This is a genomic window from Streptomyces sp. NBC_01003 (genome assembly GCF_045162695.1).
Lineage (GTDB): Bacteria > Actinomycetota > Actinomycetes > Streptomycetales > Streptomycetaceae > Streptomyces.
In genome coordinates this window covers 5360412-5382586 of the sequence record NZ_CP108707.1, presented here as the reverse complement: position 1 = coordinate 5382586, position 22175 = coordinate 5360412, and the positions used below count along the sequence as shown (strand labels likewise).

Here is a 22175-nt window from a genome sequence, read left to right as displayed (position 1 = left end):
GGTCGGCAAGGTGCGGTAATCAGGGAGGAAGCGTCGTCGTGAGCAGCAGGCCATCCCGAGGCGCTGCTCGCCTCGCAGCCATACTCGACGCGCTCCCGGACGCGCTGGTGCTGGTCAACGCCAACGGGACTGTCGTCAACGCGAACACCATCGCCCTGGAGGCCTTCGAGGCCCCGGGCACCGCCCTCGTGGGGCGCGGACTGCTCGATCTGCTGCCCGAGTTCGACTCGCGGCTCATCCCCGGATCGATGCGCAGGCCCGACACCACGGACGAGCGCGGGCGCACCAAGCCGACCCGGATGATGGCCCGCCGCACCGACGGCAGCGAGTTCCCCGTCGAGGTCACGAGCGCCAATCTCGCCGACGGCCGCGACGCCGTCGACGGCTACGGCAACAGCTCGTACGGGTCCTACGGCGGCGCGGCCGAGCTGCTGATGCTCGTCGTGCGCGACCTGTCGGGGACCGTCGACACCGAGGCCGAACTCGCGCGTTCGCAGCGCCAGACCGAGATGATCCTGCGCGCCGCCGCCGAGGGCGTCGTCGGCACCGACACCGACGGCCGGATCGTGCTCGTCAACCCGGCCGCCGCGCAGATCCTCGGGTTCCGCGCCAGCGACCTGGGCGGGCAGGAGCTGCACGCTCTCGTCCTCCACTCCCGCGCCGACGGCGAGCCGTTCCCGTACGAGGAGTCCCCGCTCGCCGACACCCTGCGCTCCGGGCGCAAGCACCGGGTGCGCGGGCAGGTCCTGTGGTCGAAGAGCGGCACGCAGGTGCCCGTCGACATGACGACGGCGCCCGTCCGCGACGGTGACCAACTGGTCGGCGCCGTGATGACGTTCACCGACCGGCGGCCCTACGACGAGCTCGTCGTGGCGCACACGGAGGAGATCGACCGGCGCGACAAGGAGACGGAGCGCGCCGCCAAGGAGCACGCGGAGACGCTCGCGCGCACCGTCGAGGAGCATGAGGCGCAGACCGCGCGTGCCGAAGAGGAGCACGCCGCCGAGCTCGCCACGATCACCGAGCAGCACACCGAGGAACTCTCCGCCGAGAAGGACCGGATCGCCGCTCTCGCCGAGCGCGAGAAGGACCGTTACGAGGCACTCGCGGCCCGGCACGAGCAGCTCCTCGCCGTCCTCGGCCAGTCGCTGCGCGGCCCTCTCGACGAACTGCGCGGCCAGCTCACCACTCTGGCCGTGGACGACGCGGGCCAGCTGTGGCCCGAGGCCAACCAGATCCTGCACCACCTCGCGGCCGGCTACAGCCGCATGACCACGCTCGTCGACAACGTGCTCGGCTACCAGCTCCTCGACTCCGGCGACGCACAGCTGACCCGTACGAAGGTGATGCTCGACGCGGTCGTCGCCGCGGGCGTCGACGGGGCGGTCGAGCTGATCGGGCCCGGGCGCGCACAGTTCGCCGTGCACGCCCCGCCCATCGAGGCCGAGGTCGACGCCGCGCGCCTGGCCACCGCGCTGGCCCACCTCGTCGCGGACGTCGCAGGCATCGACGCCACCGGCAACGCGCGCGTGGGCGTCGTACCGACCAGCGGCGTCGGCGGATACGTGGACTCGACGATCGTCGTGGCGGCGGCGCTGCGCGGCGAGAGCGTCCGTATCGAGGTGCGCGGGCCCTACACGGGCGGCGACCCGGTGCACGAGCCCATCGTGCGCGGCATCGTGCGGGCGCACGGCGGCGTGCTCCAGACGCACGAGGTGCCCGGGATGAGCGGCAGCGCGTATGTCCTCGAGGTGCCGATCGGGGGCGGGGCCGGGGCTGTTCCGGTGGCTGCTCCTTCGGGTGTTGTCGGGGCGGCTGTTCCCGGTACGGCTGTCGAGGTCGCGTCGCAGGCCGGTCCCGCCGGTGCCGTGGCCGGAGCGGGGCTGCCCGAGCAGGCTTCGGGTGCGCGCGGTGGGCGGCGGCGGGCCCGGCGGGCTTCGGGCGCGTCGGTGGACTCATTCTTGGAGAGCGGTGCCGCGGGGGCCGTGCCGGACGCCGACGAGGCCGGGCAGGGTGGCGGTGCCTCGGAGGCTGCCGCTCCGACCGGGCGACGCAGGCGGCGGGCCGAGGAGGGCGCGACCGCGCGAACTCCCGGGAGCGCTCAGGGGCAGCTGCCGGCGCAGGCCACGCAGACTCCGGCCGGCGGGACGCCTGCGGGTGACTCGGGGGCCGGGACCGGCACGGGGCGTCGGCGTGGGCGGCCCAATCCGGCCGAGGTCGCCGTTCCTGAGGGAGCCGCTGGTCCCGGTGCCGCTGAGGGTTCCGTGATGACCGCTGCCGAACACGCCGCCGGAGCCCCGGCTCTGGGCGAGACCGTGCCGCCGCAAGGTGTGCCGGTCGGAGCGTCCTCGGGCCGGCGGGCCCGGCGCAACTCGGAGCCGGCCGCGCTGCCTGCCGGTGGTTCGGGTCAGGCCGGGGCTTCCGATGCGTCTCAGGCCGGGCAGAACGTCCCCGCCGGGCGTCGCGCACGCCGCGCTCTCGGCAGTGCCCCGGAGCGGGAAGCCGAGCAGAGCAGCACCGCGCGCACCGTATTCGCGCTCCCGCCCGCTGAGGCCGACCGGACGACGCCCGAGCCGGATGCCGCTACGGCCGCCGACGCCGATGCGGCTACGGCCACCGGTAGAGGTGCTGACGGCGAGCGGCACGACGCCGCGCAGGGTCACCCCTCCAACGACCACACTCCGCCGCAGCCGCACCCTGTCCAGACGGTTCCTGCGGCGCGCGCCGCGCTGCCGCCGGAGAACGGTGCCAGGCCCCGCGCCGCGCAGCCCCTCCCCGCCGAGGCCCCGTCGGCAGACCCCAACTCGACTCAGGGCCGCGCCATAAGCGTACGAACGCTGGGGCAGGGCGTTCCCTTCGGACGTCAGATCGCCGAGCAGCAGCGCCCGCCGCGGCCCCAGCCGGCGGCCCCCGGCACGGCCCAGCCGCTGCCGAGCCCACAGCCCGATTCACCGGCGGCCGCACAGCCGAACCGCGCGAACCAGCCCAGCCAGGCGAACCCGGCCAACCCGGCGACGGGCAAGCAGCCCGGTCCGCAGGCGAAGCAGGCGTCCGGCACGCAGAGCGGCGCCCAGGGCGGTCCGCCCGGCCCGAAGTCCGGGCAGCAGCCCGTTCAGTCGGCCGGCGGCAACCCGTCGCTCCAGGTCCCGCTGCCTCCCCAGGTCCCGCAGCCCGCGGCGGCCCCGCAGGAGCAGACGCAGCACACGCTCGGCGGCTCCGGTCGCCGGCGCAGGCTGTCCACCCGGCCCGATCCCGCCGGCACCCAGCCGGAGACCGCGGCCCGCCCGCACCCGCAGGCCCCGTCACAGTCGTCGCCGGCGCAGCCGAAGGCTCAGCCCCAGACGCCGTCCGGCCAGTCCCAGCCCGGTCAGCCGCAGTCACTGCTGTCGTCGTCATCGGAGGGCCGCGGACGTTCGTACGCGATCGGCGCCCCCGACCAGGACGCCGATGAGGGACCCGAGCCGCTGGACGGGCCCGGTGGCGCCGTCGAGCTGGCGATCCGGCCCCAGCCGCAGCCGATGGACGACGAGCTGCCCCCGGAGCCGCTCGACAACCCGCGCCGACTCCTGGTCTGGCCCGCGCCCGACGCCACCACGCAGCAGGCCCTGAGCGACCGCGGCTACCGCCCGGTGACCGTGCACTCCCGTGAGGAGGTCGACGCGCAGATCGCGGCCTTCCCCGCCGCGCTCTTCGTCGACCCGCTGACCGGACCGATCACGCGCACCGCGCTCCAGTCGCTGCGCCAGGCCGCCGTCGCCGCCGAGGTTCCCGTCCTGGTGACGGCCGGGCTCGGACAGGCGACGCGCGAGGCCGCGTACGGGGCCGATCCCGCCGTCCTGCTGAAGGCCCTCGCGCCTCGGGACAGTGAGCAGCACCCCTCGCGTGTGTTGCTCATCGAGGAGCGCGAGGAGATCGCGCTCGCGCTCACCGCGACGCTTGAGCGGCGCGGGATGCAGGTCGCGCGGGCGGGTTCCGACGCGGACGCGGTGACGCTGGCCGCGCAGATGCGGCCGAACCTGGTGGTGATGGACCTGCTCCAGGTGCGTCGCAGGCGCGCAGGGATCGTCGACTGGCTGCGCGCGAACGGTCAGTTGAACCGCACGCCCCTCGTCGTCTACACCGCCGCTGTCGAGGAGGCCGAGCTGCCGCGCCTGGCCGCGGGCGAGACCGTCCTGTTCCTGGCGGAGCGTTCGACGAGCGACGAGGTACAGGGCCGGATCGTGGACCTGCTCGCGAAGATCGGCACCAACTGAGCACCCTCGACTGACACACCCACAACTGGCATACCCACAACTGACAAACAGGGGCGGCCCGTTCAGGCCGCCCCTGTTTCACGTGAAACCGTCGCTGAGCTGTGGGCTCAGAGCCGCGTGACGTCCAGCTCCCCTTCGGCGTACTGCTTGCGCAGCACCTTCTTGTCGAACTTGCCGACGCTCGTCTTGGGCACCGCGGCGATCACCGTCCAGCGCTCCGGGAGCTGCCACTTGGCGACCTTCTCGCCGAGGAACGCGCGCAGGGTCTCGAAGTCGGCGCTCGCGCCGTCCTTCAGGACAACGGTGGCGAGCGGGCGCTCGCCCCACTTCTCGTCGGGTACGGCCACAACGGCCGCCTCGGCGATGTCCGGGTGGGACATCAGGGCGTTCTCGAGGTCGACGCTGCTGATCCACTCACCACCGGACTTGATGACGTCCTTGGCACGGTCGGTAAGGGTGAGGAAGCCGTCGGGGCTGATCGTGCCGACGTCGCCGGTCTTGAGCCAGCCGTCGTCGCTGAACTTGTCGGCGGGACGCAGCGGTTCGCTGTCGGGGCCCGAGTAGTACGCACCCGCTATCCACGGCCCGCGGACCTCCAGCTCACCGGCCGACTCGCCGTCCCAGGCCAGCAGCTCGCCGTCGGGGCCCGAGAGCCGCGCCTCGACGCCGGCCGGGAACCGGCCCTGGGTGAGGCGGTACGCGAACTCCTCGTCGGTGCCGACCGCCGCGGCCGGCGGCCGGGCGACCGTGCCGAGGGGAGACGTCTCCGTCATGCCCCAGGCGTGGCAGACCCGCATGCCGAGCTCGTCGAAGGCCTTCATGAGCGAGGGCGGACAGGCCGAGCCGCCGATGGTGACCTGCCCGAGCGAACTCACGTCGCGAGGCTTCGCGGTGAGCTCCGCGAGCAGGCCCTGCCAGATGGTGGGGACGGCCGCCGCGTGCGTGGGGCGCTCGCTCTCGATCATCTCGGCGAGCGGCGCGGGCTGGAGGAAGCGGTCCGGCATCAGCATGTGCACGCCGGTCATGAACGTCGCGTGCGGCAGGCCCCACGCGTTCACATGGAACTGCGGCACCACGACGAGCGAGGTGTCCTCGTCGGTCAGGCCCATGGACTGCGTCATGTTGACCTGCATGGAGTGCAGGTAGATCGAACGGTGCGAGTAGACAACACCCTTGGGGTCGCCGGTGGTGCCGGAGGTGTAGCAGAGCGCGGCGGCCTGGAGCTCGTCGAGCTGCGGCCAGTCGTACGTGACCGGCTTTCCGGCGATGAGCTCCTCGTACTCGTGGACCTGGGGGCGCGCTCCATCGAGGAGCGAACGGTCGCCGGGACCGGAGACGACGATGTGCTCCACGCCCGTGAGGGACGGCAGGAGCGGCGCGAGCAGCGGCAGCAGGGAACCGTTGACGATGATCACGCGGTCGGCGGCGTGGTTGACGATCCACACCAACTGCTCGGCGGGAAGCCGCAGGTTCAGGGTGTGCAGTACGGCGCCCATGGAGGGGATCGCGAAGTAGGCCTCGACGTGGTCCGCGTTGTTCCACATCAGGGTCGCCACGCGGTCGTCGTCCACGATGCCGAGGTCGTCACGCAGAGCGTGCGCGAGCTGGGCGCTGCGGTCGCCGATCTCGGCGAAGCTCCGGCGCCGCGGCCCGCTCTCACCGGTCCAGGTGGTCACCTGGGACGTGCCGTGGATCGTCGACCCATGGGTCAGGATCCTCGAGATCAGCAGTGGTACGTCCTGCATCGTGCTCAGCACGGCGTCCTCCCGGTGGGCGCTACGGCGCAGTAATGTTCCGCCGATTCTCACCGCATACCAGTCGGTATGTCACTAGCCCCGGGAATGATCGATCAGAGCGTCGTCCTGCTCAGCCCTGGGCCGGGCACAGTTCCGGGTCCTCGCGGAGCTTGCCGAGGGCCCGCGACACCGCGCTCTTGACCGTGCCGACGGACACCCCGAGCACCTCGGCCGTCTGAACCTCGCTCAGGTCCTCGTAGTACCGCAGGACGACCATCGCGCGCTGACGGGCCGGCAGTTTCATGATTGCGCGCCACATCGCGTCGTGCAGGGCCTGGTGCTCGGCGGGGTCGGCCGCCGCCACGGTCTCCGGCTCGGGCAGCTCGTCGCAGGCGAACTCGTCGACCTTCCGCTTACGCCACTGCGACGTACGCGTGTTCAGCAGGGCCCGGCGCACATAACCGTCGAGCGCGCGGTGGTCCTCGATACGGTCCCACGCCACATACGTCTTGGTGAGCGCGGTCTGGAGCAGGTCCTCGGCATCGCACGGGTTCGCCGTCAGCGACCGGGCGGTCCGCAGCAGCACGGGCTGCCGCGCCCGCACGTACGACGCGAACGACGGGTACGACTTGTGCGGCCCGTACGGCGTCGAGTGGGCGGCCGGCGTGTACGGAGCCGGGTGGGAAGAGTGAGGCGTCATCGCGGCTCGCGGCGCGCTGCGCGTCGCGGCATCCGATGCACTGGAGCAGACAGGCGCCATGGTTGCGGTCATGGCTCCACGCTAGGAGCGCCCCCTACCCTCGCGGATCGGCCGCAGGTCCCGAAGCGGTGTCCGCCTCAGGTTGTAGGAGTGGTGGTATCCCCACCTCCTGAAGGTGGAGGACGCGGTACGCACCCCTGAGGGTTCATCCCTGAGAGCCGATCCATGGGCTTCGTTCCACTCTGCCACTCCCGCGGACCGGGACGGCTCATCGGATACGGGCCACCGGCGCGTGCACCAGATTCCGGTCGATGACGAGGGTCCGCCCGCCGTGCCGCTCCTTCACGTTCCCCGCTTACTGGTGGATCCTGCGCTGCCGGCTCCAGACGGACCGCCACAGCACGGGCTCCCGGGACAGCCGGGGCCGCGTGTGCCGGCGCACCGAGGGCGACTGCGCGAACCAGATCGCCGACGGCAGGGGCAAGTGCGGCGCATAGGGCGAGTGAAGGGGCCGGGGTGCGGACCGGCCCCGGGACGCACCCCGCGTTCAGCCGTCCGCTCCCAGAATGAGACCCGATGTGGGGACGCCGGTCCCCGCGGTCACCAGCGCCGTGGCAGCGCCGGCTATCTGGTTCACCGCCGTGCCCCGCACCTGCCTGACGGCCTCCGCTATGCCGTTCATCCCGTGCAGGTACGCCTCGCCGAGCTGCCCGCCGTGCGTGTTGAGCGGGAGCCGTCGCTCCGCCACGAAGTCCGCCGCCTCACCCGGCCCGCAGAAGCCGAACTCCTCCAGCTGCATCAGCACGAACGGCGTGAAGTGGTCGTAGAGGATCCCGACGTCTATCTCGCCCGGCGCCAGCCCCGCCGACCGCCACAACTGCCGTGCCACTACGCCCATTTCGGGCAGGCCCGTCATGTCGTCCCGGTAGAAACTCGTCATCTGCTCCTGGCCGCGCCCCGCCCCCTGGGCCGCCGCCGTGATCACGGCGGGCCGGTGCGGCAGGTCGCGGGCCCGCTCGACGCTGGTGACGACGATCGCCTGCCCGCCGTCGGTCTCCTGACAGCAGTCGAGCAGCCGCAACGGCTCCACGATCCACCGCGACGCCGCATGGTCCTCCAGCGTGATCGGCTTCCCGTGGAAGTACGCCGCCGGATTGGTGGCCGCGTACGCGCGGTCCATGACGGCGACATGGCCGAACGCCTCCGGGCCCAGGCCGTACGCGTGGAGATAGCGCTGCGCCGTCATCGCCACCCACGACGCCGGCGTGAGCAGCCCGAACGGCAGTGCCCAGCCGAGCGCCACCCCCTCCGCCGACGGCTCCCGATGCTGCACCCCGGAGCCGAACCTCCTGCCGGAGCGCTCATTGAACGCCCGGTAGCAGACGACCACTTCGGCCACCCCGGTCGCCACGGCGAGCGCGGCCTGGTGCACTGTGGCGCAGGCTGCACCACCGCCGTAGTGGACCCGGGAGAAGAAGGAGAGATCCCCTATCCCGGCCGCCTGCGCGACGGTGATCTCCGGGCTGGTGTCCATGGTGAACGTGACCATGCCGTCGACATCGGCGGGGGAGAGCCCGGCGTCGTCCAGCGCCGCCCCCACCGCCTCCACCGCCAGCTTCAGCTCACTGCGCCCGGAGTCCTTGGAGAACTCGGTCGCCCCGATCCCGACGATCGCCGCGCGCCCGCCAAGACTGTCCTTCGCCCGCACACTCATGCCGGCCTCCCCGACACCGAGGGACGGGACGGCGTGCTCGTGGAGCGTGGGGGGCTCGGGAGGCTCGGGAGGGTGACTGTCACCGTCCCGGTGACGTGCTTGCCCAGCCCGTTGGCCCCGACGATCCGCACCACCACCGTGGCACCCCCGCCGTCGGACTCGCTCCCGCTCCCGACCTCGCCTTCGACCTCAGTCACTGTTCCCGTCAACACCATCGTGTCTCCCGGGTAGTTGGGTGCGCCCAGCCGTATCGCGACCTTGCGCAGAACCGCTGCGGGGCCGAAGTGATCGGTGACGTAGCGGCCGACGAGCCCGTTCGTCGTCAAGATGTTCATGAAGATGTCGGGGGAGCCCTTCTCCTTGGCGAGCTCCGCGTCGTGGTGCACGTCCTGGTAGTCACGGGACGCGATGGCCCCGGAGACGATCAGCGTCCGGGTGACCGGAATCTCCAGCGGCGCCGGCTCCGTGCCGACCCCCACAGCTACCTCCGCCACAGCGGCTTCCCCCTCCTCCTGATCCATTCCCTCCCCCTCCGCCTTCACTTCCGCGCCCACGTCATCCCCGCCCCCTCCGCACCGCTCCCGTCACCTCCGGCGATCAAGTCGCCCAGCTCCGCGAGCAGTTCACCCCCGCATCCCAGATAGGCGTCGAGCTGTCTTCCCCACAGGAAATGCCGGTGCACGGGATGCTCCAGGTCGGCGCCCATGCCGCCGTGCAGATGCTGCCCGGCGTGCACGACCCGTCTGCCCGCCTCCGATGCCCACCAGGCCGCGGTCAGCGCATGGCCCGCGTACGGCAACTCCTCGTCCCGTCGCCATGCCGCCTCGTACGCGGTGACACGGATGGCCTCCGTATCCATATAGGCGTCAGCTGCCCGGAGTTGGACCCCCTGCTTAGCGGCGAGTGGTCTCCCGAACTGCTCCCGCTCGTTCGTGTACTCCACGGCCCGCGCCAGCGACCCCGCGCAGACCCCGGCCTGGAGCCCCGCGAACGCGGTCCGCGCCATCGCCAGCACATCGTCGTACGCACCGGCCCCGCCGAGCCTCTCCGCCGGCGCCCCGTCGAGAACGAGCCGGCCCGCCGACCAGGGCGCGCTGAGCTCGACCGCATCGCAGCCGGCATCGGCCGTACTCACTCTCCACAGACCCCGGTCGGCCGTCGCCACCAGAACCCAGGACGCGTCCCGAAGCCACGGAACCCAGGGCACCACCCCCGTGAGCCGCCCCGCGCCTCCACCGGTACCTGTTTCCCCTGCTTCCCTTGCCTCTCCTTCCTCCGCACCGTCGACCCGCACTCCGGCCTGCGCCGGGAATGCCCCCGTGGCCACCTCCGTCCCGTCCCGCAGACCCGGCAGCAGCCGGTCCCGCTGCTCGGAGGTGCCATGCCCCGCCACCGCGAGCAGCCCGTACACGCAACTGGCGGCGAACGGCACCTGCGCCGTCGTCCGGCCCTGCTCCTCCAGCATCAGCACGAGTCCGAGCAGCCCGGTCTCCTCCACCGCCCCCGGCAGACCGGCGGAGCCGAGCGCCTTCCACAGCTCGGGGTCCGTGCCGGTGCCGGCCGCCGCGAGACGCTCGGGGGTCGACAGGTCACCGAAGATCCGCGCGGCCAGACCGGCGGCGGCCGCCTGGTCCTGCCTAGGTGTGAAGTCCACGTCAGCCCTCCCCTCCCGCAACGACACCCGAACCGTCACCGGCCCGGAAGACCGGCAGCTCCAACTCCTCGTCCACCCGCAGGAATTCGAGCCGTACCGGCATCCCTATGCGGACCTTGTCGTACGGCACTCCGACCACATTGCCGATGATCCGGACGCCTTCGGCCAGCTCGACCAGACCCACCGCGTACGGCGGGTCGAAGGCCGGGAAAGGCGGGTGGTGCATCACCACGTACGAGAAGACGGTCCCCTCGCCGCTCGCCTCGACCGCGCTCCAGTCCTGCGAGGCGCACGCGCCGCACCCCGGCAGCCAGGGAAAGCGCAGCGTCCCGCACCCCTCGCAGCGCTGGATGAGGAGGCGGTGCTCACGGACCCCTTCCCAGAACCCCGCGTTGTCCCGGTTCACCACCGGACGGGGCCGCAGGGCCTGCTGCTCCCTCGCTCCCCCCACCGCACGCCCTGCCCGCGCCGCGGGAGCGTACTTGAGGATCCGGAAGCGATGCGTCCCGGCGAGCTCGCCGTCCGCCCTGACATCCATGCGCGTCGTGACGAAGTGCCCCGTGCCCAGCTTCGTCGTCTTGCGCTCGGACACCGACTCGATGACCGCGTCGAAAGTGATCGTGTCACCGGGCCGCAGCGGACGCAGATACTCCTGCTCGCAGTCGGTGGCGACGACCGAGGTGTACCCCGCGCCGTCCAGCAGCGCGAACAACTCGTCGTAAGCGCCGCTGCGCCCCTGGTGCCCGGAGAGCCCGCCCATCGTCCAGGCCTGGAGCATGGTCGGCGGCGCTATGGCGTCGGGCCCCTCGTACGCGGGATTGGTGTCACCCATCGCCTCGCACCAGTGCCTGATCATCGATGCGTTGACCAGGTCATTGCCGACCCCCGCGGTGGCCGCGGGCAGCCCTTCGAAGGCCTTCAGCGCCTCGTACGTCATCTCGCCGGTCACCGCCGCCCCCTCCTCATCCCGAGCCGCATCGTCGCGACGATCTCCCGCTGCACCTCGCTCACGCCGCCCCCGAACGTGTTGATCTGAGCCGCCCTGTTCATCCGCTCCAGCTCCCCCTCCGCCGTCCCGCCCCAAGCACCACCGCCCGACCCACCACCACCGGAGCCGGCACCCGCATCACCACCGGCCCCGCCCCCGAACGCCCCCGGCGACCCGGCTCGAACCAGCGCCGCTTCGCCCGCGATCTCCTGACACATTCGGTACACCTCGACCGCCGATTCGGTTCCCATGAATTTCACGCCGCTCGCGTCGCCCGGCGCGAGCCGCCCCGCTCCGACGTCTCCCACCAAACGCCAGTTGAGCAGGCGCGTTGCCGCCAGACGGGCATGCACCTCGGCCAGCCGCGACCGCACCCACGGCAGGTCGATCCGGCGTTCCCCCGTCACCGGATCGGGTGAACGAACCGCTTCGAGGACCGCCGCGTAGAAGTCCTCCGCCTGCATCCCGATCGCGGCGAGCGCGACCCGCTCGTGGTTGAGCTGATTGGTGATGAGACCCCAGCCGCCGTTCTCGTCCCCGACGAGATTCGAGGCGGGAACGCGGATCCCGTCGTAGTACGTGGCGGTGGTGGTCAGCCCGCCGACGGTCTCGATGGGCGTCCAGCTGAAGCCGGCGGCGGCCGTCGGCACAAGAATGATCGAGATGCCCTGGTGCTTGGCGGCTTCGGGGTCCGTGCGGCAGGCCAGCCAGATCCAGTCGGCGTTCTGTGCGTTCGACGTGAAGACCTTCTGCCCGTCGATGATCCAGTCGCCGCCGTCCCGGACGGCCCGTGTCCGCAGCGAGGCGAGATCGGTCCCCGCCGACGGCTCGCTGTACCCGATCGCGAAGACCAGCTCCCCCTTGAGGATCCGCGGCAGGAAGTACGCCTTCTGCTCCTCGGTCCCGTACTTGATCAGGGTCGGTCCGACGGTGTTCAGGGTCACCATGGAGACCGGCGCGCCCGCGCGGTACGCCTCGTCGAAGAAGACGAACTGCTCGTCGGGGCCCCGGCCTTGGCCGCCGTACTCGACGGGCCAGCCGAGCCCGAGGAGGCCGTCGGCGCCGATGCGGCGCAGCAGGCGCCGCTGGGCCGTTCGATCATCGTGGGCGGGCGGCCCGTCCGGCATCAGTTCCCGGAAGTAGGCGCGCAGTTCGGCGCGGAGTTCATGCTGGCGCTCGGTGGGGGCGAGGTGCACGGCGGCGGCCCTCCCGGACCTCGTACGAACAAGGGTCTCTGACCGTCTGCTTCCGATGGAAGCTTTCTGACTGACCGTCAGATTCGGTACGACTGTCCGTCAGGTTCGGTACGGGTGTCAAGGGATCAGCACGCGCGCGTGAAGGGCTGCTCGGTGCGCGAAAACGCCTGTGCGGCGATGCCGAAGCACCGCCGCACAGATGTTACGCACCCCTGGAAATGGCCCCCGCCGACAGGAGCCGGCGAGCTACCAGAGCTTGGTGAAGTTCACCGCGATGTTCTCGTTCGACTGGTCGATGGCCGTGAACGCGGAGCCGTTCACCTGGGCCGTGTTGTTCTGGTTCGAGGCGCCGGAGCCCACCGCCTGCTGCTGGCTGGTGGACGAGTTGCCGTGGTTGTTGCCACCGACACCACTGCCGCTCACGGTCGCCACACCCGCGTTCGATCCGTCGTTCGCGAAGGCCCCGTTGTCGGCCGCCGCCACCCCCGAGAAGAGGGCTGCCGCGAGGGGCAGGGCGGCGAGGGCGGCGAGGGCGCGGGCGGTACGGATGTGTGCCATGTCAATTCCTCCGAGAAGCAGTAACTGCTGTTTGTTCCAAGGCAGTTGGCCGACCGCCTCGGTCGTTTCTCACGACGTCGCGAGATCAGAATTGCCCACCGAATCCCCGTCGAACCAGGCCGGAAGGCGCTATTCCCCCGCAAGCGTGAGGACATGTCGATAAACATGCTTCGCACCCTTAAAGCCCCAGCTCAGCCCGGATTGCGCCCCACCGACACAGGACAGGTCAGCCGCCGCAGGGGCTGAAGCGTTTCGGCACATTTTTGGCAAATACGCTCCACCCGGGCGAGCCCCTCTTCCTTTACTCGAACATTCGTACGAACATGGAGGCATGGCCACCACCGACCGGCATGCAGTGCCCCTTGCGACCCTGGCCCTCGCGCACGCCCTCTCCGCCGCCGAGCGCGGACTGGCCGTGATCCCGCTCTCCCGCACGAAGCTCCCCGCCCTGCGCTCCCCGCACCGCGACGAACCCGACCCGGCCCCGTGCCACGGCGAGTGCGGCCGCCCCGGCCACGGCGTGTACGACGCCACGACCGACCCGGGCCGCATCCGTGACCTCTTCGCGGCGGCGCCCCGCGCCACCGGCTACGGCATCGCGTGCGGGCTGCCGCCACACCACCTCATCGGCGTCGACCTCGATACCAAGTCCGGTACGGACTCCTCGGCAGCACTGCGCGAACTGGCGCTGCGCCACCTCTTCACGATCCCGGACACCGTCGTCGTGGCCACACCCAGCGGCGGCCGTCATGTGTGGCTCTCCGGACCGCCGGACGTCGTGGTCCCCAACTCGGCGGGACGCCTCGCGCCGGGCATCGACATCCGTGGCGCGGGCGGCTATCTCGTGGGTCCCGGCTCCCGCTCGGCCCAGGGCGTCTACAGCGCAGTCCCAGGAACCGCCCACCTGCCCGTCGCGCCCTGCCCGTCCGCGCTCCTGCGGCTGCTCACACCCCCACCACGCGTGCACCACCCGTCACCGGCATATGCGGGCCGACACGGCCAGGGCCTGGTCCAGTTCGTGCTCGCGGCACATGAGGGCCAGCGCAACACCCGCCTGTTCTGGGCCGCTTGCCGCGCCTACGAGAGCGGTCTCGGTGACAGCCTCACGAACGCCCTGGTGAAGGCCGCGACCCGCACGGGCCTGACGGAACACGAGGCCCGCTCCACGATCGCCTCGGCGGCCCGGATGACCCAGAGCAACGACACGGAGGCCTAGGCCAGGACGCCCCACACGCGAACCCGCTTCCCCAGGGCACGCGTAAGGGGCGCCCGCCATAGCGAACGCCCCTTACAAACACCTACCTGCAAGCGGTGGGTGTGGGATTTGAACCCACGGTGACTCGCGCCACGACGGTTTTCAAGACCGTTCCCTTAGGCCGCTCGGGCAACCCACCCTCGCCCCGCCGGCGACCGGCGGAGCGAGGACCAGGGTAGCGGGTTCGGCCGGGAGTTCGGTCAGCTGTCGCCCTTGCGCTCACCGAGGACCACGTCGACCGTGTGTTCCGCGCCGCCGCGCTTGTACGTGATCTTGACCGTGTCGCCCGGCTTGTGCGTCCAGATCTGGCCGATCAGGGTCGGACCGCTGTCGATCACCGAGTCGTCGAGCTTGGTGATGACATCGCCGGGCTTCAGTCCGGCCTTGTCCGCCGGACCGTTCGGCGTGACCGCGGACGAACCGCCCGCGCCCTGCTCGGTGATCTTCGCGCCGTCACCCTGCTCGTCCAGCGCGACCGAGGCGCCGATCACCGGATAGACCGGCTCGCCCGTCTTGATGAGCTGCTTGGCGACATTCCGCGCCTGGTTGATCGGGATGGCGAAGCCGAGGCCGACGGAGCCCGACTGACCGGAGCCTCCGATACCGCCGCTGCTCGCGGGCTGGATCGCCGAGTTGATGCCGATGACCGCGCCCCGCGCGTCGAGCAGCGGACCGCCGGAGTTGCCCGGGTTGATCGAGGCATCGGTCTGCAGCGCGTTCATGTACGACGCCTTGCTGCTGCCCGAGCTGTCGCTGGACGCCACCGGGCGGTTCTTCGCCGAGACGATGCCCGTGGTCACCGTGTTCGACAGGCCGAAGGGCGCGCCGATCGCGATGGTCGAGTCACCGACGGCGACCTTGTCCGAGTTGGCGAGCTGCAGCGGCTTCAGGTTCGACGGGGCGTTCTTCAGCTTGATGACCGCGACGTCGTAGCCCTGGGCGCGGCCGATCACCTCGGCGTCGTACTTCTTGCCGTTCGAGAACGTGGCCGAAAGCTTTCCTCCGTCGGCGGCGGAGGCCACCACGTGGTTGTTGGTGAGTATGTGGCCCTGCGTGTCGTAGACGAAGCCGCTGCCGGTGCCGCCCTCGCCGTCGCTGCCCTCGGCCTCGATGGTGACGGTGCTCGGCAGCGCGTTCGCCGCAAGGCCGGCGACCGAGGTCGGGTCACGCTTGAAGTCCGCCGGGTTGTCCGAGGCGGAGACCGTCGTCGAACCCGCGCCACCGTCGTCGTTGCGCTCGGCCGCCCAGTAGCCGATGCCACCGCCGACACCGCCCGCGATCAGGGCCGCCGCGACCACCGCGGCCAGCAGACCGCCACGCCGGCGGCCCGGCGTGGGCTCCGGAGCCTGGTAGGAGGCGCCCCAGGGGTGGTGCCCTCCGCCGCCGCCGTCCGCGTACGACGGAACGGCGGGCGGCGGAGGCGGCCAGCCACCCGAGGCCGCGTGTGCGCCCTCGTCCTGCCCGCCGGGTCCCGGTGCAGCCCCCGAGGCCGCGCCGGGACCCTCGTGCGCCCCCGGTGCCGCACCCTCGACCGGCGGGATCACCGCAGTGGGCGCGTCGGCGGGCTCCGGAGGTGGTGCGGAACCGGCGGGAGCGGGGGCCGGTGCGGGAGTAGCGGGAGATTCCACCGGCACGGGAGGTGCGGACGGGGCCGGGGGTACCGAAGTGCCCTCGTTCTCGGTGCTCACAGCTCTTCTCCTCGATCCACGGCTGTACCAGCTGATTCCATCGGCATTGCTGTTTCTATGCGGTCAGCTTTTCCCACGGGACGTCAGGGCACCATAAGGCGTTCCTGTGTGTCCGGTGCCATCCTTTACGCCGGGCGAAACGGATGCATCCGCTGGGCGGCCCTGCGCCTCGCGATGGCACCATGACGCGGTGACCCTCGCACGACAGCAGCAGATCCAGGTCGTCGCCCACCGCGGAGCCTCCGACGACGCTCCCGAGCACACGCTGGCCGCGTACAGAAGGGCCATCCAGGACGGTGCCGACGCCCTCGAGTGCGATGTACGGCTCACCGCGGACGGCCATCTCGTCTGCGTGCACGACCGCCGCATCAACCGTACGTCGAATGGACGCGGTGCGGTATCGGCCCTGGAACTGGCGGATCTCGCCGCCCTCGACTTCGGCTCCTGGAAGAACAGCGAGGCCGGCCGGACGAGCACGGAGGGCCCCGACTGGGAGGACACGTCCGTCCTGACCCTGGAGCGGCTGCTCGAACTGGTCGCCGACGCGGGCCGCCGCGTGGAGCTCGCCATCGAGACCAAACACCCCACCCGCTGGGCCGGCCAGGTCGAGGAACGCCTGCTGATGCTCCTCAAGCGGTTCGGCCTCGACGCCCCCACCGGAGCGCCGGACGCGCCGTCCCCGGTGCGCGTCATGAGCTTCTCGGCCCGCTCCCTGCACCGCGTCCAGGCCGCGTCCCCCCACCTGCCGACGGTCTACCTGATGCAGTTCGTCTCGCCCCGCCACCGCGACGGCCGCCTCCCCGAGGGGGTATCGATCGCGGGCCCGGGCATCCGGATCGTGCGCAGCCACCCCGGGTACGTGGAGAAACTCAAGCGGGCGGGCCACCGGGTGCACGTGTGGACGGTCAACGAGCCGGAGGATGTCGACCTGTGTGTCGGCCTCGGCGTCGACGCGATCATCACCAACCGGCCTCGCGCGGTCCTGCGCCAGCTCGGAAGGGGCTAAATCCGGCCACTTCCCTCACGGGGAGTGCTCCGGCGCGTTCGCTCCGTATTCGATCGTTACGAGTGCGTCACTGAGCGTGGATTGGCCGGTTTCCGGTCCAGTCCATTGGGGCATTCACACCGTGGCGTGGGGCAAAGGAGGTCTCGGGGGTGGCGTTGGTGGTGGCACAGGAGGTGCCCACGTCGTCGAGCATGGCCGTACCCCATGGCCCTGCGGGCGTGGGCGAAGCAAGACACCGGATGCGTGATCAGCTGCGCGTCGGCGGGGTCTCGGAAGCGGTCATCGACGATGCCGTACTGATCCTGTCCGAACTGCTGAGCAACGCCTGCCGGCACGGCAGGCCGCTGGGCGACGACATGGCCGGGGACGGCGACGTCCGGGCCGCTTGGAGGGTCGACACGCGGGGCTGTCTCACCGTCGAGGTGACGGACGGTGGTGGTCCGACCCGCCCGGTTCCGGCCACGCCCTCGGTCACCGCGCACGGCGGCCGCGGGCTCAACATCATCTCGGCCCTCGCCGACGACTGGGGCGTACGTGACGACGCCCCCGGTGAAGTCACTGTCTGGGTGGTCGTGCACAAGGACGTGCGCTCCGAAGGCGAAGCACAGAGGCAGGGCACTTTCGCTACGCGCGTGGCGAGCCGCACGCCCGCGAGCATGCCCGACCTCGATTTCGCGGACGCCTTCGACGACTTGGGCTGAATCCCGCTCCGGCCCGACGCCCCGGCCTGATCCCCGCCCCCGGCCGTACGAGGGGCTAGGCTCGCGCCCGTACGTACGAGAGCCGTAACCGGGAGACACCCAAGATGGCCAAGAAGCGCCCCCAGACCAAGGGCAAGTCGCACGTCAGCAGCGGGGAGATCCCGGTCGTCGGCGCCCGTGAGCCCTGCCCCTGCGGGAGTGGCCGCCGCTACAAGGCCTGCCACGGCCGCGCCGCCGCGCACGCGGTGACCGAGCTGGTGCAGCGCCCGTTCGACGGTCTCGCGGGAGAGGGTGACTGGATCGCGCTGCGCGAGCTGGTGCCCGCAGCGACGGTGCCGCTCACCCTCAAGGAGAGCCTGCCGGACGGCGTTCCCTCCGTGACGCTCGCGACGGTGCTTCCGATGGCGTGGCCCGCACTGCGCCGCGACGACGGCTCGGTCATGATCGGCCTGCAGAACGACACCTCGTCCGGCGACCTGAGCCGCGACCTCGCCGACACCCTTCAGCGCGCGCTCACCGCCGAGCCCGGTACGCCGGTGCAGGCGCGCCGCGCACCCGCCGACGGCCCGCGTCTGCAGGACCTGCTCGACCCCGAGGCCGCCTTCGAGCCGGTCGTGCACACGGGATTCGAGTTCTGGGTGCCCGACTCGGAGAACGCGAACCCGGAGGTCTCCGCCTCCCTGGAGCGGGCCAACGCGGCCGCCATCCCGACCGTGAAGCTGTCCGGTGTCGAAGGCGCCTACTGGTGCGAGACGCCCGACAAGAACCACCTGCGCTGGGTCATGCCGCACCCCGAGGAGCAGTTGCTCGACGCGCTCGCCCGGCTGCACGCGGCCGGCACGTCCTCGCTCGGCGAGGGCACGCGCCTGGTCGGCTCGTTCCGGGCGCACGGCCTGACCGTTCCGGTCTGGGACCTGCCCACCGGGGTGAGCGCCGAGGATGTCGAGAAGCCGGCCGCCGAGTTCGCCGAGCGGCTCGCCGCGGCCCTCGCCTCCGAGGCGCCGCTGACCGTCGAAGAGCGCCGGGCACGCGGCGGCCTCACCAATCGACAGGTGACGCTCAGCTGACCGACCGGTCAGCCACAGGAAGCCCTCAGAACGGGTGACTCCGGTCACAACTCCCCGTAGCGGCAGGTAAATCCGCATACGAATAGCCGAGATCGAATTTGCTAACGGCCGATCTCTTGTTACCGTTCGAGTAGCCCGGTTGCTGGTGCATCCCCCGTCGCCAGCAACCGGGTCCTTGTTTTTCCGGGACTTACCCGTGGGCCTGTGCCCGGGAAATCGTCCCGTTCGCTCAGCGTCCGGCCGGCGTCGGCGCGTTGCTTCCCGACCTGAGCAGCAGCGGCCCAGCGTCCCCGGCTCCCGCGAACTCCGCCACCGCCGAGTAGGCGCTCGCCTCACCCGAAGTGCGCTCCCGAGGCGTGTCACACGCCCCCGGTTCGTCCTGGGCACCCACCGCGCAGTGCATCTGTACGGTGCGGCCCCCCGGAGCCATCAGCGTCAGGACGGAACTCAGCGGCCCGCCTGTCGCGTTCCTGTAGTAGGTCCTCGCCCACGTGTCCCGCTCCTGGGTCAGTACGCAGGTCTGCGCCTCGATGCCGTCGGGAGAGGCGAGTTCAGGTCCGCACCGTGCCGTCGTGGTGATGCCGAGACCGGCGATGTGGGAAGTACCCGGCGGCCGCCCGTGGGACCGGCGCGCTTTGCCCGCCGCGTCCGTCGCCGCGGTGTCCGCCGTGTCGCTCTCGCCCGCGCCCGGCTTGTCGTCGACCTTGTCGGCGCTGTCGGCGTTACCCGTGGGCAGTGCGCCGGAGTTGAGGCTGTCCTCCGCGGCCGTGTCGCCGACGGGGCCCGCGGACGCGCCCGCCAGCGGGAGGAGAACGGCCACGACCACGACCGCGAGAAGACCGAGCAGACGAAGGCGCGAATGGGGTCTCCCCTGCTCGAGGCCGGTCGAGAGCTTGGGGAAGGGGGAGGGCATGCGCCGAAGATATCGGCGCCGCCCCTTCGCACCCCTCGCCGCGCGCCCAATTCCCCTACAACTCGGGCGCGCTCACACCCGTACGAGTGAGGGCATCCACCACCGCGTCCACCACGGCCTCCACATCGGGTACCCAGGGCGCCGCGGAGCCGGGCAGCGGTGCGCGCTCCCAGCGGACCTGGCCGAGGCCGGTGTCGGACGGAGGCAGTGCCAGATAGCCGCCCTCGCCGTGAAAGCGCAGGGACCCCGGCACCCAGTCCTGGGCGTAGAGCAGCTCGCCCAGCTGCTCCATGGAGTAGGGCGCCACGAGGATGAAGAAACGGTCCCTGGTGGCGACGACCGGGCCGAGCCTGATGTCCGTACGGTCGAGCGCCTTGAGGGCGCGGGCTCCGGCGACCGAGGGGAGGCTCACCGCGCAGGGTGCGCGGCCGCCGCTCGCGCCCGCACCGGCCCCCGTGGCCAGCACGATCGGCGCCGTCGGACGGTTGGTCCACCACCAGCGGATCATGCGCTCGTCCGTGGTCGCGGCGAGCAGCCCGGGGTCGAAGGGGTGCGCGCCGGGCACCGTGCACTCCGGGTCGGGGCAGGCGCAGCTGACGCCGTCACGGCGCCCCGCCCCCACGAGCCCCACGCCCGGGAGCACGGGCCACTGCCATGCGGTCGCGAAGGTCAGGGCCGCGCTGAACTGATCAGACTTCCCGTTGTTTCGCCTGGACAGGAGCCTGCGTCGCCTTCCGAGGATCTCGCGCATGAGCGCTCGTTCCTTTCCGTAGACCGAAGAGAACGCTGTGGGCCACATCGCACTGTGTGTCGAACACTTCACTGAGCGTACGTACTGGGAGCGCCGCACCCCAGCCTTGAGCAGGGGAACCCCTATAGTCCGAGCGCCGGCCGCGTACTTGAAAAGCCTGGCGTGGGGTGGCGGCGCCTGGCGTTTGCCGTCGCGCGTGTTACTCGCCGTCTCCGCCACGGGAGGATGGGGCACGGTCGTCGGTGGTTAGGACGCCCGGGTCCGTCGCCAGGTTCCGGGTCGATCCCAACTGCCCTGGCCTTCTCCGAGTACGTACCCATCACGACCGCTGTGACGCTCTGTCGAACAATGCCAGTCGACCGCAATATGCCCTTACCCGAGGCAGTTTTCAGCCAAGTTCGATCAGAGATCACTAATGCCGCACGGGCCTCCTGGACACCAGGAATCCCAGCAGGACAATGCTGGACATCCCCTCATCGGTGCGTGTAGATGTGGAGACACTGCTGGCGGCGCAGAATCACATGGGGGTTTGCGATGCTATTGAGCAATACGCACCGGTCGGAAAGCCGGACGCCATGACAGCCCCGCACTTTCCGAAAGTGGCTGGAATCGATTCAACGGTTCCCCCACCGGCACACACTGTCGCGCCCGCGTCACCCGCACCCGCGCCCCCTTCCTCCGCCGGAGCGCCCGGAGCCCCCGGCGCCCCCGGAGCGCTGATCCAGGACCGGCTCGCCGGCTGGGTCTCCGACCTCACCACGCTGCACGAACTCACCGAGCGCCTGGCCAGGACGGCCGTCATGGACGACGCCCTGCACGAGGTGCTCCGCGCCGGTGCCGCCCTCGTCGGCGCGCGCCGCGGACTCGTCGTCCTGGAACCGGCCGACGGCCTGGGCCCCGACACCACCCTCGGACTCGGCCTCGCCCGCGCCGACCTCGGCCACATCGAGACGGTGCCGCGCGGCGCGACCTCGTACGGGAGGATCCTCGACCGCCCGGACGCGACCGGCGAGCCCGAGGTGCACGCGGATCTGCTGTCCGAGGACGGGCTCGACCCGCGCCACCGCGAGGTCGCCGCCCGGCTCGGCTACGCCGCGAGCTTCGCACTGCCCCTCGCGACCGAGGCGGCGGGCCGGCTCGGCGCCGCGGTGTGGCTCTACGACGAGCCCGCCGAGCCCGTCGAACGCCAGCGCCATCTGGTCGGTCTGTACACGCGCTACGCCACCGAACACCTCGCGCGCCTACTCGAACTGGAGCGGGCGCGCACCAAGTCCCGCACCATCGCGGAGGAGTTGCTGCCGCCGCGGCTCCCGCGGGTCGCGGGCGTCCAGCTCGCCGCCCGCCGCCGCACGGGCCCGCGCGGCGGCGGCGACTGGTACGACGCGCTGCCGCTGCCCGAGGGCGCGCTCGGCCTGGCCGTCGGCTCCGTCACCGGCTCCGGGGCCAGCGCCGTCGCCGCGATGGGCCGGCTCAGGGCCAGCCTGCGGGCGTACGCGGTGATGGAGGGCGAGGACCCCGTCGCCGTCCTGTCCGATCTGGAGCTGCTGCTCCGGCTGACCGAGCCCGCGCGCAGCGCCACCGCCCTCTTCGCGTACTGCGAGCCCGCCCTGCGCAAGATCGTCATGGCCGGGGCCGGGCACAGCCCGCCGCTGATCATCGGCGAGAGACGCACCGAGTTCGTGGAGACGTCGTTGTCCGCGCCGCTCGGGATGCTGGCCTGCTGGGAGGCGCCGAGCGTCGAGTTCAGCCCGGAGCCCGGCGAGACCGTGCTGCTGTACACGGACGGACTGCTGCACCGCACCGGTGACCCGATGGACCGCGCCTTCGCCCGTCTGCACGCGGCGGCGGCCGGCGTGCCGCGCACGATCCGCGACGACCCCGGTGCGATCGCCGACCACGTCCTGCACACCGTCCTGCCGGACGGGCTCGACGCCGCCGACAGCGACGAGGACGTCGTGCTGCTCGCCGCGCGCTTCGAGTGATCCGGTGACCGGG

Annotated in this window: 18 protein-coding genes and 1 tRNA gene; 7 read left to right on the top strand and 12 right to left on the bottom strand. The window is 71.5% G+C overall.

The genetic code is table 11. From position 1 onward, the window contains the following. Positions 1-38: 38 nt before the first annotated feature. Complete coding sequence (locus OG698_RS24650) at positions 39-4253, top strand: PAS domain-containing protein (RefSeq protein WP_406105477.1); 4215 nt, start codon at positions 39-41, stop codon at positions 4251-4253. A gap of 107 nt (positions 4254-4360) precedes the next feature. Here the strand turns inward: OG698_RS24650 and OG698_RS24645 are convergent, their stop codons facing one another. Continuing rightward, entirely contained in the window at positions 4361-6010 is a 1650-nt protein-coding gene (locus OG698_RS24645) for a long-chain fatty acid--CoA ligase (RefSeq protein ID WP_406105476.1), read from the bottom strand. 109 nt (positions 6011-6119) lie between these two features. Next, entirely contained in the window at positions 6120-6689 is a 570-nt protein-coding gene (locus tag OG698_RS24640; RefSeq protein ID WP_406105474.1) for a SigE family RNA polymerase sigma factor, read from the bottom strand. Between the two features lie 311 nt (positions 6690-7000). Between OG698_RS24640 and OG698_RS24635 the strand changes: the two genes are divergently transcribed. Beyond that, positions 7001-7186 (top strand): hypothetical protein, encoded by a 186-nt coding sequence (locus OG698_RS24635; RefSeq protein WP_406105472.1) that lies wholly within the window; start codon positions 7001-7003, stop codon positions 7184-7186. A 50-nt stretch (positions 7187-7236) separates the two neighbouring features. Here the strand turns inward: OG698_RS24635 and OG698_RS24630 are convergent, their stop codons facing one another. From OG698_RS24630 to OG698_RS24605, 6 genes are all read right to left on the bottom strand, one after another. Further along, positions 7237-8403: a lipid-transfer protein gene (locus OG698_RS24630; RefSeq protein ID WP_406105471.1), complete on the bottom strand. Its 1167-nt coding sequence runs from the start codon at positions 8401-8403 to the stop codon at positions 7237-7239. Then, positions 8400-8924 carry a MaoC family dehydratase gene (locus OG698_RS24625; protein WP_406111258.1) on the bottom strand — a complete coding sequence of 175 codons (525 nt, stop codon included), beginning with the start codon at positions 8922-8924 and terminating at the stop codon, positions 8400-8402. Before OG698_RS24625 ends, OG698_RS24630 begins: the two co-directional genes overlap by 4 nt. A 17-nt stretch (positions 8925-8941) precedes the next feature. Further along, positions 8942-10057, bottom strand: a complete 1116-nt coding sequence (locus tag OG698_RS24620; RefSeq protein WP_406105469.1) for an acyl-CoA dehydrogenase family protein — start codon at positions 10055-10057, stop codon at positions 8942-8944. A 1-nt stretch (position 10058) separates the two neighbouring features. Then, entirely contained in the window at positions 10059-10994 is a 936-nt protein-coding gene (locus OG698_RS24615) for a bifunctional MaoC family dehydratase N-terminal/OB-fold nucleic acid binding domain-containing protein (protein WP_406111256.1), read from the bottom strand. 8 nt (positions 10995-11002) lie between these two features. Beyond that, positions 11003-12241: an acyl-CoA dehydrogenase family protein gene (locus tag OG698_RS24610; protein ID WP_406105468.1), complete on the bottom strand. Its 1239-nt coding sequence runs from the start codon at positions 12239-12241 to the stop codon at positions 11003-11005. Between the two features lie 246 nt (positions 12242-12487). Next, positions 12488-12799 carry a hypothetical protein gene (locus OG698_RS24605; RefSeq protein ID WP_406105467.1) on the bottom strand — a complete coding sequence of 104 codons (312 nt, stop codon included), beginning with the start codon at positions 12797-12799 and terminating at the stop codon, positions 12488-12490. A gap of 331 nt (positions 12800-13130) precedes the next feature. On the opposite strand from OG698_RS24605, the gene OG698_RS24600 reads away from it, so the two are divergent. Further along, complete coding sequence (locus OG698_RS24600; RefSeq protein ID WP_406105466.1) at positions 13131-14015, top strand: bifunctional DNA primase/polymerase; 885 nt, start codon at positions 13131-13133, stop codon at positions 14013-14015. Between the two features lie 93 nt (positions 14016-14108). On the opposite strand, the gene OG698_RS24595 is transcribed toward OG698_RS24600, so the two are convergent. Further along, a tRNA-Ser gene (locus tag OG698_RS24595) sits at positions 14109-14193 on the bottom strand. A gap of 61 nt (positions 14194-14254) precedes the next feature. Beyond that, on the bottom strand, positions 14255-15742 hold the full coding sequence (locus OG698_RS24590) for a S1C family serine protease (RefSeq protein WP_406105464.1): 1488 nt from the start codon (positions 15740-15742) through the stop codon (positions 14255-14257). Positions 15743-15932: 190 nt separating this feature from the next. Between OG698_RS24590 and OG698_RS24585 the strand changes: the two genes are divergently transcribed. From OG698_RS24585 to OG698_RS24575, 3 genes are all read left to right on the top strand, one after another. Then, positions 15933-16748 carry a glycerophosphodiester phosphodiesterase gene (locus OG698_RS24585; RefSeq protein WP_406105463.1) on the top strand — a complete coding sequence of 272 codons (816 nt, stop codon included), beginning with the start codon at positions 15933-15935 and terminating at the stop codon, positions 16746-16748. A gap of 149 nt (positions 16749-16897) precedes the next feature. Next, entirely contained in the window at positions 16898-17449 is a 552-nt protein-coding gene (locus OG698_RS24580; protein ID WP_406105461.1) for an ATP-binding protein, read from the top strand. 104 nt (positions 17450-17553) lie between these two features. Continuing rightward, complete coding sequence (locus tag OG698_RS24575; protein WP_406105460.1) at positions 17554-18516, top strand: DUF5926 family protein; 963 nt, start codon at positions 17554-17556, stop codon at positions 18514-18516. A 229-nt stretch (positions 18517-18745) separates the two neighbouring features. On the opposite strand, the gene OG698_RS24570 is transcribed toward OG698_RS24575, so the two are convergent. Next, entirely contained in the window at positions 18746-19429 is a 684-nt protein-coding gene (locus OG698_RS24570; protein WP_406105459.1) for a hypothetical protein, read from the bottom strand. Positions 19430-19484: 55 nt separating this feature from the next. Next, positions 19485-20180, bottom strand: a complete 696-nt coding sequence (locus tag OG698_RS24565) for a bifunctional DNA primase/polymerase (protein ID WP_406105457.1) — start codon at positions 20178-20180, stop codon at positions 19485-19487. Positions 20181-20638: 458 nt separating this feature from the next. Between OG698_RS24565 and OG698_RS24560 the strand changes: the two genes are divergently transcribed. Further along, entirely contained in the window at positions 20639-22162 is a 1524-nt protein-coding gene (locus tag OG698_RS24560; protein ID WP_406105455.1) for a PP2C family protein-serine/threonine phosphatase, read from the top strand. The last annotated feature ends 13 nt before the right edge of the window (positions 22163-22175 follow it).

Coding starts and splice junctions, on each gene's coding strand:
- OG698_RS24640 (WP_406105474.1), bottom strand. CDS start 6,689: ATGACGCCTCACTCTTCCCACCCGGCTCCGTACACGCCGGCCGCCCAC.
- OG698_RS24565 (WP_406105457.1), bottom strand. CDS start 20,180: ATGCGCGAGATCCTCGGAAGGCGACGCAGGCTCCTGTCCAGGCGAAAC.
- OG698_RS24605 (WP_406105467.1), bottom strand. CDS start 12,799: ATGGCACACATCCGTACCGCCCGCGCCCTCGCCGCCCTCGCCGCCCTG.
- OG698_RS24615 (WP_406111256.1), bottom strand. CDS start 10,994: ATGACGTACGAGGCGCTGAAGGCCTTCGAAGGGCTGCCCGCGGCCACC.
- OG698_RS24625 (WP_406111258.1), bottom strand. CDS start 8,924: ATGGATCAGGAGGAGGGGGAAGCCGCTGTGGCGGAGGTAGCTGTGGGG.
- OG698_RS24600 (WP_406105466.1), top strand. CDS start 13,131: ATGGCCACCACCGACCGGCATGCAGTGCCCCTTGCGACCCTGGCCCTC.
- OG698_RS24560 (WP_406105455.1), top strand. CDS start 20,639: ATGCTGGACATCCCCTCATCGGTGCGTGTAGATGTGGAGACACTGCTG.
- OG698_RS24570 (WP_406105459.1), bottom strand. CDS start 19,429: ATGCCCTCCCCCTTCCCCAAGCTCTCGACCGGCCTCGAGCAGGGGAGA.
- OG698_RS24575 (WP_406105460.1), top strand. CDS start 17,554: ATGGCCAAGAAGCGCCCCCAGACCAAGGGCAAGTCGCACGTCAGCAGC.
- OG698_RS24635 (WP_406105472.1), top strand. CDS start 7,001: ATGACGAGGGTCCGCCCGCCGTGCCGCTCCTTCACGTTCCCCGCTTAC.
- OG698_RS24630 (WP_406105471.1), bottom strand. CDS start 8,403: ATGAGTGTGCGGGCGAAGGACAGTCTTGGCGGGCGCGCGGCGATCGTC.